The organism is Paraburkholderia lebeckiae, assembly GCF_014201005.1.
Classification (GTDB): Bacteria; Pseudomonadota; Gammaproteobacteria; order Burkholderiales; family Burkholderiaceae; genus Paraburkholderia; species Paraburkholderia tuberum.
Window position 1 is genome coordinate 334,818 of record NZ_JACHDK010000007.1, and the last position, 14,058, is coordinate 348,875.

The 14,058-nt window shown below is 62.5% G+C and carries 12 protein-coding genes; 2 read left to right on the forward strand and 10 right to left on the reverse strand.

Translation table 11 applies throughout. The features are described 5' to 3' along the window. Positions 1-43: 43 nt before the first annotated feature. Genes HDG39_RS16425 through HDG39_RS16440 form a run of 4 tightly spaced genes read right to left on the reverse strand, consistent with a single transcriptional unit; the run spans position 44 to position 4,998 of the window. The gene (locus tag HDG39_RS16425) at positions 44-1,570 is read right to left on the reverse strand and encodes an aldehyde dehydrogenase family protein (RefSeq protein ID WP_184006954.1); all 1,527 of its coding nucleotides are present in this window, start codon (positions 1,568-1,570) and stop codon (positions 44-46) included. Positions 1,571-1,586: 16 nt separating this feature from the next. Next, positions 1,587-2,369, reverse strand: a complete 783-nt coding sequence (locus HDG39_RS16430) for an enoyl-CoA hydratase/isomerase family protein (protein WP_184006955.1) — start codon at positions 2,367-2,369, stop codon at positions 1,587-1,589. Then, a complete protein-coding gene (locus tag HDG39_RS16435) occupies positions 2,362-3,933 on the reverse strand; it encodes an acyl CoA:acetate/3-ketoacid CoA transferase (RefSeq protein ID WP_184006956.1) in 1,572 nt (523 codons plus the stop codon). Before HDG39_RS16435 ends, HDG39_RS16430 begins: the two co-directional genes overlap by 8 nt. Positions 3,934-3,978: 45 nt before the next feature. After that, complete coding sequence (locus tag HDG39_RS16440) at positions 3,979-4,998, reverse strand: Gfo/Idh/MocA family protein (protein ID WP_184006957.1); 1,020 nt, start codon at positions 4,996-4,998, stop codon at positions 3,979-3,981. A gap of 117 nt (positions 4,999-5,115) precedes the next feature. Here HDG39_RS16440 and HDG39_RS16445 point away from each other — a divergent pair, with 117 nt between their 5' ends. Beyond that, the gene (locus HDG39_RS16445; RefSeq protein WP_184006958.1) at positions 5,116-6,201 is read left to right on the forward strand and encodes a LacI family DNA-binding transcriptional regulator; all 1,086 of its coding nucleotides are present in this window, start codon (positions 5,116-5,118) and stop codon (positions 6,199-6,201) included. Between the two features lie 136 nt (positions 6,202-6,337). Here HDG39_RS16445 and HDG39_RS16450 read toward each other — a convergent pair whose 3' ends face one another. Further along, on the reverse strand, positions 6,338-7,585 hold the full coding sequence (locus HDG39_RS16450; protein WP_184006959.1) for a DUF1479 domain-containing protein: 1,248 nt from the start codon (positions 7,583-7,585) through the stop codon (positions 6,338-6,340). A gap of 95 nt (positions 7,586-7,680) precedes the next feature. Here HDG39_RS16450 and HDG39_RS16455 point away from each other — a divergent pair, with 95 nt between their 5' ends. Further along, positions 7,681-8,613 (forward strand): helix-turn-helix domain-containing protein, encoded by a 933-nt coding sequence (locus HDG39_RS16455; protein ID WP_084754396.1) that lies wholly within the window; start codon positions 7,681-7,683, stop codon positions 8,611-8,613. A gap of 285 nt (positions 8,614-8,898) precedes the next feature. Here HDG39_RS16455 and HDG39_RS16460 read toward each other — a convergent pair whose 3' ends face one another. From HDG39_RS16460 to HDG39_RS16480, 5 genes are all read right to left on the reverse strand, one after another. After that, the gene (locus tag HDG39_RS16460) at positions 8,899-9,804 is read right to left on the reverse strand and encodes an NAD(P)-dependent oxidoreductase (RefSeq protein ID WP_184006960.1); all 906 of its coding nucleotides are present in this window, start codon (positions 9,802-9,804) and stop codon (positions 8,899-8,901) included. A 41-nt stretch (positions 9,805-9,845) separates the two neighbouring features. Then, complete coding sequence (gene yqhD / locus HDG39_RS16465; protein ID WP_184006961.1) at positions 9,846-11,000, reverse strand: alcohol dehydrogenase; 1,155 nt, start codon at positions 10,998-11,000, stop codon at positions 9,846-9,848. 106 nt (positions 11,001-11,106) lie between these two features. Next, positions 11,107-11,703, reverse strand: coding sequence for a TetR/AcrR family transcriptional regulator (locus HDG39_RS16470; protein ID WP_184006962.1), 597 nt, complete (start codon positions 11,701-11,703; stop codon positions 11,107-11,109). A 21-nt stretch (positions 11,704-11,724) separates the two neighbouring features. Then, the gene (pdxA, locus tag HDG39_RS16475; RefSeq protein WP_184006963.1) at positions 11,725-12,726 is read right to left on the reverse strand and encodes a 4-hydroxythreonine-4-phosphate dehydrogenase PdxA; all 1,002 of its coding nucleotides are present in this window, start codon (positions 12,724-12,726) and stop codon (positions 11,725-11,727) included. Then, the gene (locus HDG39_RS16480) at positions 12,723-14,057 is read right to left on the reverse strand and encodes a four-carbon acid sugar kinase family protein (RefSeq protein WP_184006964.1); all 1,335 of its coding nucleotides are present in this window, start codon (positions 14,055-14,057) and stop codon (positions 12,723-12,725) included. Before HDG39_RS16480 ends, pdxA begins: the two co-directional genes overlap by 4 nt. Between the last annotated feature and the right edge of the window lies 1 nt (position 14,058).

The following is a 14,058-nucleotide window of genomic DNA, read 5'->3' on the forward strand; positions in this document are numbered from 1 at the left end:
TTTTCCCGGCGGCCCCTCCCGCCCGAGGCTTATTTCCTGCCTGCTATTTCTTCGCCGGCAACCAGAGGTTCTTGCGTTCTCCGATATGCAGTTGAATCGTCTTCGTCTCCGTATAGTCCTCGACCGCCTGCTTGCCGAGTTCGCGACCGACGCCGCTCGCCTTGAATCCTCCAAACGGGAGTTCCGGATATCCGTCGAGGAAGGTGTTCACCCAGATCGTCCCTGCGTCGACACCGCGTGCGACCTTCAGGCAAGTATCGATATCGCTGCTCCACACCGCGGCCGACAAGCCGTACGCCGTGTCGTTTGCGATTTCGATGGCATGATCCAGATCGCGGAACGCGATGACACTCAAGACAGGGCCGAAAATTTCCTCTCTTGCGACACTCATGTCTGCGGTGACATCGGTCAGGACGGTCGGCTGCAGATAAAGGCCGTTAGCGCTTGCGTAACGCCCGCCGCCAAGACGCACCTTCGCACCTGCCGAGACACCGGTCTCGATATGACCAAGGATGTCGTTCATTTGCTGTTCGCTGACGATCGCGCCGACCTTCGCATCAGGATGAAGCGGATCGCCGACAGGCACTTCGCGGGCGCGCTCGATAACAGCAGCCGCAAACCGCTCCACGATGGACTCATGCACCAGAACCCGGCTACCGCTGTTGCAGCATTCGCCGGCATTGAAGTACACGCCGAACACGACCGCGTCGACCATGGCATCCCAGTCGCAGTCCGGAAAAACGATCTGAGGATTCTTGCCGCCCAGTTCCAGGGCGACTTTCTTGAGTTTCTTCGAGGCCACCCCGGCGAGCATCGACCCCACATGGGTCGAACCCGTGAACGAGAGCATGTCGACCCGCGGACTCTCGGCGAGAGGCTGACCGACGCGTGAGCCCTTGCCCGTCACGACATTCGCGACCCCGGCTGGCACGCCGGCCTTTTCAAGGATCCCCATCAACATGACGGTCGTGCCGGACGTCAGCTCGCTGGGCTTGATCACGCATGTGCAGCCCGCTGCCATCGCGAATGGCAGTTTCTGGCACAGGATCCACAGCGGAAAATTCCATGGCGTGATGATGCCGACCACCCCGATCGGCTGACGCAACACCAGTCCAAGCATGTCCTCGCCCAAGGTGTTGTAGGCGTCACCGCTGGTGGTGCGAGCAAGGCTCGCAGCGTACTGCCACAGATCGACGCAACCGGCGACCTCCGCGCGCGCCTGGGTGAGCGGCTTGCCGTTCTCCAGCGATTCGATTAGCGCAAGACGCTCAATCTGGGCCTGGATGCCATCCGCGACCGCCAGCAGCACGCGGGCACGCTCCGCTCCCTTCATCTTTGGCCAGGGGCCGTTGTGAAATGCACGATGGGCTGCGTCGATCGCCGCGTCGACGTCCTCGGGCGTCGCCACGGCATAGGTGCTGACCAGCTCGCCGTGAGCCGGACTGAGCCGCTCGACACGTTCGCCGCCACCAGCCTCGCGCCACTGCCCGTCGATGTAGAGGCGACCGTGATACACCTCGAAGTCAGTCTTATGAGACGCCACAAGCAAGGGCGCCAGTTCCGGATTCATGTTTGCAGTCGTCATGTCAGTTACCCTCAAAGTTCGCCGGCCGCTTTTCGCGAAAGCTCAGCATTCCCTCACGCGCATCCGCGGTGGTTGCCGCCAATGCACCCGCCATTGCCTCAAGGGTGGCCGCAGCACCCTCGCCATTTGCCGCGTTCACCAGTTGCTTGGTCAGTTGCACCGACACGGGCGCGAGACGGGCGATCTGTTCGGCCATCTCCAGCGCGGCGTTCAATACACCGCCCGCTGACGCAAGCTCGTCGATCAGACCAATCTCGTGAGCGCGCGTGGCGTCGATACGTCTGCCGGTGAGCGCGAGTATCTTGACCTTGCTCGCCCCAATGATCGAGACAAGCCGTTGCGTGCCAGACCAACCCGGACATGTCGCTATACCGGCTTCCGGAAGCGCGAAGGTCGCGGCAGGGTCTGCGATCCGGATGTCCGCCACTGCGGCAAGCTCCAGCCCGCCTCCGAGCGCGTGTCCATTGATAGCGGCGATGACCGGTACACGAAGCGCAGCCCAACGATCAAAGATCCTGTGTCCGCGCGGTACCCACTGACGCCACATATCAAGTGGCGTCAGCGCGGACCATTCATTGATGTCCGCACCCACGCAGAAAGCCTTCGTTCCCGAACCCGTCAGGACCACGGCGCGCACATCGGTCCACGTATCAAGCTCAGCGGCGACCGCCTCCAGACGCATCAGCATTGGTGGAGTCAAGGCATTGAGCTTCTCGGGGCGGTTCAACGTGACAACAGCGACTGCGCCGCTGCGCTCGAACTGGATTCCATCGATATCAGCCACGACGTGCCTCCCCGAGTTGCAGGCCGTACGGCGATTCGCTGAAAATCGCCGCATTCATGGTCTTCAGATCCGGTGAAACAATCAGAGGAAAGTCCGCCTGCTCAAGCACGTCCTTGTTCAGGTCGATGCCCGGCGCCACTTCGATCACTTCAAGACCTTCCTTCGTGAGCTGCAGCACACAGCGTTCAGTCACATACAGCACTTGCTGACCACGCTGCTGCGCCATGCGGCCGCTGAACGTGACGTGGTCGACCTCGCCGACGAACTTCTTCGATTTGCCCTCCTGAAGGATCGTCAGCCGTCCGTGACCGACCTCCAGCTTCGCGCCGGCTGTGAAAAAGCCCGAGAAGACGAGCTTCTTCGCGTGCGTCGTAATGTCGATGAAGCCGCCACATCCGGCAGTCAGGTACGGCTTGCTGGGCAGCTTCGACACGTTCACGTGGCCGTTGCGGTCGATCTGCAGGAACGACAGCAGCGAAACGTCGAAGCCGCCTCCCTGGAAGTAGATGAACTGCGAAGGCGACGGCATGATCGCGTCGGCGTTTGCCGAGCAACCGAAGGCGAAGCCGAGCAGCGGCATACCGCCCACCGCACCCTGCTCGATGGCCCACGTCACCCGGCCGTTGAGTCCTTCTTCAAGGAGAATGCGCGGAACGTTGGCCGAAATGCCGAAGCCAAGATTCACCGCGTCTCCGTCGGCGATCTCCATCGCCGCGCGACGGGCAATCACCTTTTCTGCGTTCCAGTCGGCCAATGCAAATTCGCTGTCCGGAACCTTGATTTCGCCGCTGATCTCCGGGTCGTATTCGATCTGCGTCGTCTGTTTCTGCTCGGGGTCCACGACCACGTAGTCAACGAGGTTGCACGGAATATGCACCTGCTGCGTACCGAGCGACCCAGCCTTCACGACTCGCTTGACCTGGGCGATGACAATGCCGCCGTTATTGCGCACCGCAAGCGCCTGGTCGCGGCCGCCAAGCAGCGCGCCTTCGTGTTCGTAAGACAGGTTGCCCCGCTCATCCGCTGTGGTGGCACGCACGATAGCGACGCGCGGCACGATATTCGGAAAGAAGAGCCACTCCTCGCCCGCGAACGTGACCTTGTCCACGATCGGCTCGGATTCCGAGAGACTGTTCATTGCGCCGCCCTGCCGGTCCGGATCGACGAAAGTGTCGAGCCCCACCTTGGTGAGGACACCAGGGCGCTTCGCGGCCGCGTCCCGATGCATGTCAAACATCACCCCGCTCGGGAGGTTGTATGCGCGGATTTCGTTGTCGACGACCATCCGCCAGATGTCGGGCATCGGTAGACTCGATGGGCCGCTGGGAAACGAACCGGCGATGATCGACTTGATAAGACCGCGCTTCGCCAGATGATCAACGCCTTTGACGCCATACATGTCGCCAGCTGCGATCGGATGCAGCAGCGAAAGTGCTCGAGGATGGCCTTCGGTTTCAAAGCGCGTCCCGATCGCCGCCAGCATGGCGTCGGGGCAGCCAAGGCCACTAGACGAACTGACGGTCACAACGTCACCATCGTTGATCAGGCCTGCGGCAGTCGCCATCGAAATAACTTTGCTGGAACCCACAATAAATCTCCTCATCCTGACTCAGCGCGCGTACTGCTGCGGGACGGCGACGTGTGCACCGGTCGAAGCCGACTCTTGAAGCGCAAGCGCGCTAACCAGTGACCGGTATCCGTCCCGGCCGGTTGCTGCGGGATCCTCACCGAGTAGAACAGCGCGATGGAACTGGGCGACCGCGGTGACATAAAGGTCCTGGTGGACGACCTCGATGATTTCGAAGCCTGCTGCTGAACGCAGCTCGATTTCTCCAACGGCGCGCTGGGTCATCACGTCACGTGCGATGAGCGAGCCTTCGGTACCGTGAACCTCAAGGCCGGTCGGTGCGTACGGCACGGTGAACGCGTCGTGTATCTGAGCAAGCACGCCGTTACTGAACCGGATGATTCCCATCACGCCGTCGGCGAGGCCGCGTGTACCCATGCTTCCGGACGAGGTCATCGCGCTCACTTCGACGGGTTCTGCATCCAGAATGAAGCGAAGGGTGTCAGCGTCGTGCACGGAGATGTCGAGCACGACGCCGCCGCCCGCATCGGGGCGCTCGATTCGCCAGCCGCGCAGGTGCGGCGGCAGGGAGACCGCGTGGAAGACTCGCACGTAAAGCGGCGTGCCCACCGCGCCTGAACGGATGAGTTCACGCAGACGGCGGTGTGTCGCTGCACACCGCAGGTGATGGTTCGTGCCGAGGACAACCTGATGGGCGGCGCACGCTTCAATCATCTGGCTCGCATCAGCCTCTGAGAGCGCAAGCGGCTTTTCGCAGAGTACGTGTTTGCCGGCGGCAGCGGCCGCCAGTACCTGAGGCAGGTGTTTTTCGTTGGTGCTGCTGATGTAGACCGCGTCGATGTCGCGATCGGCGAGGATCTCATCGAGGTTCGTGCCGGACTTTGAAATCCGATGCTTGTCGGCGAACTCGCGAGCGCGCCCGGCGCTGCCACTGACGACGGCTTCGATCGTGCCGTCCGGCTGCGACCGGATCGCGTTGACCATCCACTCGTCGGCTATGGTGCTGGCGCCGATCAGCGCCCAGCGAATCTTGGAAGTCATTGTCTCTCTCCATTGGAACGATCCAACTAGCGTTTATTGGATCGTTCCAACCAACTGTAGTAGACTCATTTCACCGTGTCAAATACTTTTTGGAACGTTCCAATTGTGCAAAGCAACATGAAAACAGTTCCGACGATTCAGGACATTGCAGCGGCTGCGGGCGTATCCAAGTCGACGGTCTCGCTGGTCCTTCAGCAGAGCCCGAAAATCAAGGCGGAGACGGCCGACAAGGTTCGGGCGGCGGCACAACTCCTCGGGTACGTCTACAACCGCGGCGCAGCAAACCTGCGCGGGACCCGAAGTACCATCGTCGGCATGGTCATTAATGACCTTACCAACCCCTTCTTCGTCGAGCTGCTCGTCGCCATCGAGCGGGTGCTCGCGCAGTCCGGATACACGACGCTGATGGCGCACACTGCCGAAAACGTCGCGACCCAAACCCGTGTTCTGCAATCGATGCGTGAGCAGAATGTGGCCGGCCTGATCATGTCTCCTGCGCTGGGAACACCTGAGCAACTGCCGGACGAGATCAAGTCCTGGGGAATTCCACTTGTCCTTGTCATGCGACCGATGGGCACGGATGTCGACACGGTCGGAGTCGACAACAGCTTTGGATTCGCTCTCGCGACGGAACATCTGATTGCTCAGGGCCACACACGTATCGCATTCGCCGGCAATCGAACCGGGTATGCGGTTGCGAACCAGCGCAGGCAGGGCTACCTCACGGCGATGGCCAGTCATGCCCTGACTGTCGCCGACGAGTGGATCATCGATGTTGAACTGACTCCGGATGGCGGTCGCAAGGCAGTCCGCTCCATCTTCGAGATGCGGCCTCGTCCGACGGCGGTGGTTTGCTATAACGACCAGGTTGCGTTTGGCGTGTTGCATGAGCTGGACCGAATGGGCAAACGTGCGGGCAAGGCGCTCGCGGTCGTTGGCTGTGACAATGTGGTGGCGGCAGAACATACCAATCCGCCGCTCAGTACTCTTTCCGCCGGCGCGGACAAACTCGGCACGATCGCGAGTGAGACGCTGCTGGCCAGGCTCGATCCAGCGGCGGACGGAAAAGAACCACCCGTGCAGTACTTCGCCATTCCGCAGCTGGTCGTCAGGGAATCAAGCGTGGGCTCCGCGGGGCGCCACCCGTCTCTGTCGATCGATCCCACCCGCACAGAACGTCGCGTTGCAGGCCAGCGGCAATAGACTTCTGTCCCCTTGATGCATCGCGCGTCGGCCAGAGAGCCTGGCCGGATCGTGTCGGGCCGCCTGGCTAACCCCGAACCGACCAGGCTACCCGCCTACGAATCGGCGATTGCCTTGAACCCCCAGCGAGGGCGTTTCACAGCGTAAAGCCCATCTGGTCCTTGCCGAGTTCAGTCAGGTCTGCCTCAGCCGCACGTCCGACAAAGTCGACTTCGAAATTGTCCGCAGGAAAGTCCGGCGGGCTATCTCCGTTGAGAAAGGTCGGCAGCTGGCGTTTAAGGTAGGCGTCGTTCTTTGCACACGCTGGCGCAGCCGATATGTACATGACGTTGCTGTAGCCCTTGCCACGATGAGCATCTTCGACCGCGTGAATCACGTCGCTATGCCAGAAGACGGTGTCCCCTGCCTGCATCAGTGGAATGGAGGACAACGCTTCTTGAAGCGGACCATGCCACTCCCGCTTGATCGAAAGTGCGCGGCCAGGTAATGCGCCGCACAGATCGTCGTCTGGCACGTCATCCTGGAGAGCGCGCAACAACACATACACCATGGCGTTGGCAATTGGCACAAGCTGAAGCGTGCCGTCTCCCGGACCTTGCGCAGTGAGCGCTGTCCAGCCCTGGAAAGTACGGAACATCGAACAGACAGTCGGTGACGGAATCTCTCTCGCCTCGGGGCGATACGCGGCATCGAACGCGTCGTAGCGGCGCCAGTCGCCACTAAACACGTGTCGATAAACACGCCGGAAATTGTCGTCAAGCCAACGTTCGACTGACCCACCGTCGCAATGAGCAGACAGCCCGAGCGACTCCGAGCCGGGGGGGCGACGTCGCAGCCGGTCCGCGTACACCGGAACGCGGTCCGGATCGAAATGAACGCGCCCTTCGCTGTCGTGTTTCCAGAGGCGGTTCAGAAAGACGCGCGTCTGAGTGAGTTCGGGCGCCTGGCGCGCTTCGACCTGAGGCTTCGACCAGTAAATGCCATAGATCTGGGGCTTGCTCGAAGCGAGGTTGCCGAAGTACTTGTCTTCTGCACGATGCGCGAGTTTTTCGTCGAGGTCATTGGACTCGACATACTCAGCGACCTGCGCGTCCCAGCCTTCAGCGCGCTCGCGGCTGAACACGCCCCGGACGACGCAGGCTCCTCGATCCTTGATCGATGCGATCTGCGCGGCGCTCACCCGGTCAGCCGCGATATCCGCATACTGGATTTCAGGAATGACCGACTCACCGCGGGCACGCTGCGCCACGATGGTAGCGACCTTGCGCTGAATTTCAGCTTCGACCTGCTGGAATACTTCCTTATAGTTCGGAAGGCCGGCGCGCAACAGCTTTTTAACCGCCCGAATAGCGGTCGGCAAATCGTCGATATGAAGGGATTCCATGGTGGCGTCTCCTGGTGCTCTTTGATGACTGAAGCTTAGCCTGGGCCACGATGGACGGGTGATACAATAAGGTCAACTTCTTTGCGATTCCAGCCATGAAGCCTCTATACGAACATGTCGAGATGAGCGCCGGATGCTCCGTGCGGGTTTATCACCGGAAGCTTCCGCGTATACCGTTCGAATGGCACCATCACCCGGAATATGAACTCACCTTGACGATGAATAGCCGTGGCAAGCGCTACATCGGTGACTCGATCGCCGGGTACGAGGGCGATGACCTGGTGCTCGTCCCGCCGGACTTGCCTCATACCTGGTCGTCGAACCGTTCGATCGACGACAGCGCCCCGCAGGTCGCTATCGTCATCTGGTTCGAAGGCGACTGGGCGCGACGACTGGCAGATTGCTGCCCCGAGTACGAAGCACTTCATCGGCTTCTGCGACGCGCTGCCTGCGGCCTTGCGTTCAGAGCGGAAGCCGGGGCAACGGTGCGTAGCCGACTCGAGGGTCTTTTGTCAGTGTCTCCCAGAGAGAGACTCAGCGTTGCGCTGGACATCCTGTGCACATTGGCCGATGAGGAAGCACGGCCACTCGCGTCCGCCAGCGCATTTGATCAGGGCAACGTGGGGCGGCCTTCCGGCCACGAGCCGGAGCGGATAAATCGGGCGTTGGCAGTTATCGAGGCACGGTTTGCCGAACGGCTGACACTGGCGGAATTAGCCGCCGCCGCAACCCTTTCAGAGCGCACACTCAATCGATATTTTGTTCAACATATCGGCGAAAGTGTCGGGAAGTATGTGAGCCGTGTGCGAATCGGTCACGCATGTCGAATGCTCGCAGACACCTCATGGCCCGTGTCGGTTATCGCCGCGCATTCGGGGTTTCCCAACGTTGCCAATTTCAACCGTCAATTTCGCGCACTAAAAAAGACGACTCCCGCAGCCTATCGGAAAGAGTTTGCGGGTCGGCCACGACATCAACTGAATGCCCCGTTGACACTCGAGGCGAGGTCGCCATCCTTGGACCGCTGATGAATGGCCTTCAGCTTGTGACTAAGCGGAGCGCTTGGCTCGCGATATCGTGTGCGACGAAGCGACGGCTCCGATTCCCCTACTTTCGATGACCGCACGCGTGCGCTTTCACCGATGACATGACAATGTTCGCCGTGGGGCTCACACCCTCGTTCAGTGCAGACAGTCTCCGGCAAAGATTCGGATGGTAGCCCCTGAACGGCTTACTGCCGCCGCGGCTGGCCACGGCAGCAGTAAGCCGTTCAGGGGCTCAGCGTGAAGACCGCCGAATCAGTCGCGAGGCGGCTAGGTCGGGAAGTGGACCGGCTTGCTCATGCCCGCATCGGACAACGCACACAACGCTACCGCCGACCAGTCGTGCGCGGCGCCCATCCCTTGCGAACGCAAGGTCAGGAAGCGGTCACGCACGAGGCTCGCCAGCGGCAACGGCACTCCCAGCGCCTCGGCGGCCGCCAGCATCAGACGGTTGTCCTTCTGGCCGAGCGGCAACGAAAAACCCGGCGGCTGGAACTGCTGGGACGCGATCAACGGGCCGTAGATCTTGTACGGCGGCGCGTTGAAGTTCGCGCTCGTCAGCAATTCGACGAGGCGCATCGGGTCGATGCCCGCCTTGCCGGCCACCGCACAGGCCTCGCCCAAAGTCTCGATGATCGCGGACAGCATGAAATTGCCGATCAGCTTCACGAGGTTCGCCTGCGAAGGATCCGTGCCGACGATGCCGACCGACTGTCCGAGTTGCTCAAGAAGCGGGACCGCGACGGTGAGATGCGTGTCCTCGCCCGCGGCCATGATGAAGAGCTTGCGCGCCGCAGCGGCGTCGGGCCGGCCGAATACCGGCGCGGACACGAAAGGGAGCTCCGCTTCGCGGTAGCGCGCCGCGTGATCCTGCGCGGCCGCCACGCTAATCGTGCTCATCGAGATATGCAGCGCGCCCGGTCGCAGCGCGTTAGCAATACCGGCCTCGCCGAACGTGACGGCGGCATGCGCGGCATCGTCGGCGACCATCGTGAAAACGACGTCAGCCGACTCCGCGGCGTGCGCCGGGCTTGCGGCGACCCGTGCGCCAGCGGCGCGCAAAGGCTCCGCCCTCGCGGCCGTGCGGTTGAAAACATGCACCTCATGCCCCGACTCGATCAGGTTCATCGCAATTGCGGCGCCCATCGAGCCAAGACCTACGAATCCAATCTTCATGGTGATAATCCAGGAGAACAGTCAAGCGGACACGGGATCGCTCAGACTGCAAGTTGATAGACCTGGCGGCTGACTTCGAGCGTCACGTCGCCGTGCTCGCCCAACGCCGTCATCCCGTGCTCTTCGAGCTTGTTGATCAGCGTGCCGATGGAGCTGCCGCCAATCTGATAGTCGCGCAACCGGGTCCCGAGCGACATGCGCTCGAAGAACACGCGGGTTGCCGTGATCGCCGCGCTGATGCGCTCGTCCTCGCTACCCTCGGTAATGTTCCAGACGCGCTCCGCGTATTGCAGCAGCTTGGCGTGCTTCTGTTGCCGTCGCACGCTCAGCATGGCCGGCAGCACGATCGCGAGCGTCTGCGCATGATCGAGCCCGTGCAGCGCGGTGATTTCGTGGACGAGCATGTGAGTCGCCCAGTCCTGCGGCACGCCTGCGCCGATCAGGCCGTTGAGCGCGAGCGTCGCGGTCCACATGAGGTTGGCGCGCACGGCATAGTTGTGCGGCTCTGCAAGCGCCTGCGGACCCACTTCGGTCAGCGTGATCAACAGCCCTTCGGCAAAGCGGTCCTGCACTTTCGCATCGACCGGATAGGTCAGGTACTGCTCGACGACATGAACGAATGCGTCGACGACGCCGTTGGCGATCTGCCGCGGCGGCAGCGAGTAGGTCGTGACCGGATCGAGCACGGAAAATCGCGGATAGGTTGCATCGCTGCGAAACGGCAGCTTGTCGCCTTTCGCGCGATGGCTGATCACGCCGCCGTTGTTCATTTCGGAACCCGTGGCCGGCAACGTCAACACACTGCCGAACGGCATCGCGTCGCGCACTTCGACCTGTTTCGCGAGGATGTCCCACGGCTCGCCGTCGAACTTCAGTGCGGCCGCGATGAACTTCGTGCCGTCGATCACCGAGCCGCCGCCGACCGCGAGCAGAAAGTCGAGGTCGCGCTCACGTGCCAACTCGACCGCCTGCATCAAGGTTTCGTAGGTGGGATTGGGCTCGATGCCGCTGAACACGAAATAGGGGCGCTCGCCGAGCGCTGCCTGTACTTGCGCGAGCACGCCATTGCTCTTGATGCTGCCGCCGCCGCACGTGATCATCACGCGCGCGTTGGCCGGGACCTCGGTGTCGAGTGCGGCGATCTGGCCTTCGCCGAACAGAATGCGAGTTGGATTGTGGAAGATGAAGTTTTGCATGGGGACCTTGCTTTCCTGCATTGATATGACCGGTCGTCTCAACTGCGGACAAACCGCGCACCGCAGAGCGACTGCGCGCCGCCCGGCGCGCCGACCTCGCTTACTGTTATTGCCGGGACTTGAAAAACAGATCGAACATCGAATGCACACAGGCCTTCAAAGGTTCGACCGAGTCCTCCAGCTTCATCCGCAACAGGCTGCCTTCCCACATGTTCCAGAAAAGGTCTGCCATTGCTTCAGCCGGAAGATCGCGGCGCACCGAACCGAACTCCTGTCCTCTGCGCAGGTACTCCGCACAACGCATGCGCCATTCGTCGACCGTCAGGCGCGCCGCACGACGGCACAGATCGCTCGACTGCGCGATCTCGCCGGCAAAATTGCCTAGCAGGCATCCGCAACGATCTTCACAAGCCTCGTAGTCGGCCACCATGCGCTCGTAGATGCCGCGTAGCGCGAGCAGCGGATCAGGCGCATCCGCTTCGATCGAATACTGCTGCCACTCTGCCGCCTGCTCGTCCGCGTAGTGACGCAGGATCGCCGCGCCAAACGCTTCCTTGCTGTCGAAGTAGTTGTAGAACGAACCCTTCGGCACGCCGGCGCGCGCAACGATGTCCTTCACGCCGGTGCCGTGATAGCCGGTTTCGGCAAACAGCGCGACGCCGGCCTCCAGCAGCTTCTGGTGAAAGTCCGCGGTTCTGCGCACAGGTACTCCCATCGCCGCGCTTCAGGCTCGCCGCGTGGCGAGCTCGGCGCCCTGACGCAAGGCTTCGAGGAGACTGCGCTCATCGGCAATGCCCTTGCCGGCGATGTCGAACGCCGTGCCGTGATCGACCGAGGTGCGGATCACCTCCAGACCGACCGTGACATTGACACCCGCCTCCAGCCCAAGAACTTTGACCGGACCGTGACCCTGATCGTGATACATCGCGACCACCAGGTCGAAATCGCCGCGTCCGGCGCGGAAGAAAAGCGTGTCGGCAGGCAACGGACCTTCAATGTCCCAGCCTCGCTCGCGAAGACGCTGCACCGCGGGAACGATCTTTTCTTCTTCCTCGCCGTAACCGAACAGGCCGTTCTCGCCCGCATGCGGATTGATGCCGCACACCGCGATGCGCGGATTGGCGATGCCGGCCTTCACGAGCGTCGCATGACCGCGTTCGATCGTGCGCTGCACGAGGCCCGGCTCGATCTTGCGAATCGCATCGATGATGCCAATGTGCGTGGTCACGTGAATCACGCGCAATTTAGGCGCGACGAGCATCATCGAGACTTCGTCGATGCCGGTGAGATATGCGAGCATCTCGGTGTGGCCAGGATACTTGTGACCGCCAGCGTGAAGCGCCTCCTTGTTCAAGGGCGCCGTGCAGATCGCGTCGATCTCGCCGGCTTTTGCCAGCTCGACCGCGCGCGCAATGTAGCGGTAGGCGGCGTCGCCCGCGAGTGCCGACAGCTTGCCAAATGGCAGGTCGACGGGAATCAGCGCGAGGTCGATACACTCGATGGTCCCCGACTCATAGCGGGCCTCCGACGCGTTCTCGATACGACGCACCGTGGCGCTACCGCCGAGAATCTCATTCGCGCGTTCGAGGCGTGCCGCATCGCCGATGACAAGCGGGCGGCACTGCTGATAGACCGACTCGTGCGTCAGGCTCTTGACCACGATCTCGGGACCCACGCCGGCTGCGTCGCCCATCGTGATGCCGATGACAGGAAGGTAGTTGCTCATAGTGTTTTGGCTGAATTCCGTGGGCTCGCGTTGCGAGCCGTTGAGGGTGTGGAGGGGCCGGCCGGGCTGTTGACTTCCGGCCCGCCGTGCGCGGAGTCGGTCGCGCTCCTCAGATGAAGGTAAGCGCCGTACAGCGCATGCGCGCTGCCGAATGCGCCGGCCTTGGTGACAATCCTGAGGTGCTCGCGGCCATGCGGACGCGCTACCGCGACGCCCGGCTCGATCTCCGACAGCAATTGCAAACTGGCGATACCGACCGCGCTCAGCATCGCGCGCGCAGTTTCGCCGCCGGTGGCGATCAGTCCGCTGAGATGCGCAAACGATGGCGCAACGAGCGCCGCCAGCGCCTTCGACAGGTGCGCACCTTCGGCCGGATTGAACGCTTCGTCGCGCCCGATTCGCAGCAGCAGATCGGTGCGTTCGCCAAGGTGAGCGGCCACGCGGGCCTGCCAGCCCGGCCATTGTGGATGCCGCTCGGCGTCTCGCAGCAAGGCGGGCGGCACCACGAACTCGGCGATGCCCGCACGCTCGCGCAGCATCGCGCATTGCTGCTCCGAGACCGCCGAGAGGCTGCCGACCAGAATCAGCACCGCGCCGTCCTGCCGGTACATCTGCGGCGGCGCCGCGTTTTGGTCCGGCGCGGGCGAGGACTGGCCGCTCACCAAAGCCAGCTCGCGAGCCAGTCCGCCGGAGCCGACCCAGAAGAACGCGCCGTCCAGCGACGCCGTGGCCTCGGCGAGCGCCCTGAGGTCCGCATCGGTTTGCGCATCGACGACCAGCGCCTGCATGCCGCCGCGCATCACCGCGCCAAGCGTCTCGCGCAATGCCCGCCGATCGCCGCGCAGCGCCGCGACCGTCAGCAGCGCCGTGGTGAGACCCGCGGACTCCAGCATCGTCGCGAGATCGACAGAACGTTCAGCGTGTTCGAGCTGCCAGGTTTCGGTCTCTTCGAGCGGAATGCCGTGCACGAAGACCCGGCCGTCACACACAGTACGCCCGGTTGCCGGGTAAGCGGGCGCGACAATGGCGAGCCCCGCGAGCGGCTGCAAGCCGGCGACTTCGGCGGCCCAGTTGCCGCGCAAGGTGGAATCGATTTTTTTGTACAACCGGCAGGCCGGCGCGCCGTATACCTGCCACGCCGCGCCCGTGCAACGTGCCGCGTCAGCGGGCGACATACGGCGCGTGTCAGTATCCACCGCGATCACTTCGGCGTGCGGTATCGCCTGCGCCGCCGTGAGGCTCACCGCCGTGCGCAGACCAGCAGCGGCGAAGGCAATCGCGCAATCGGCGGCGCCGGACAGGTCGTCGGCGACGATCAGAAGTTTGGTCATG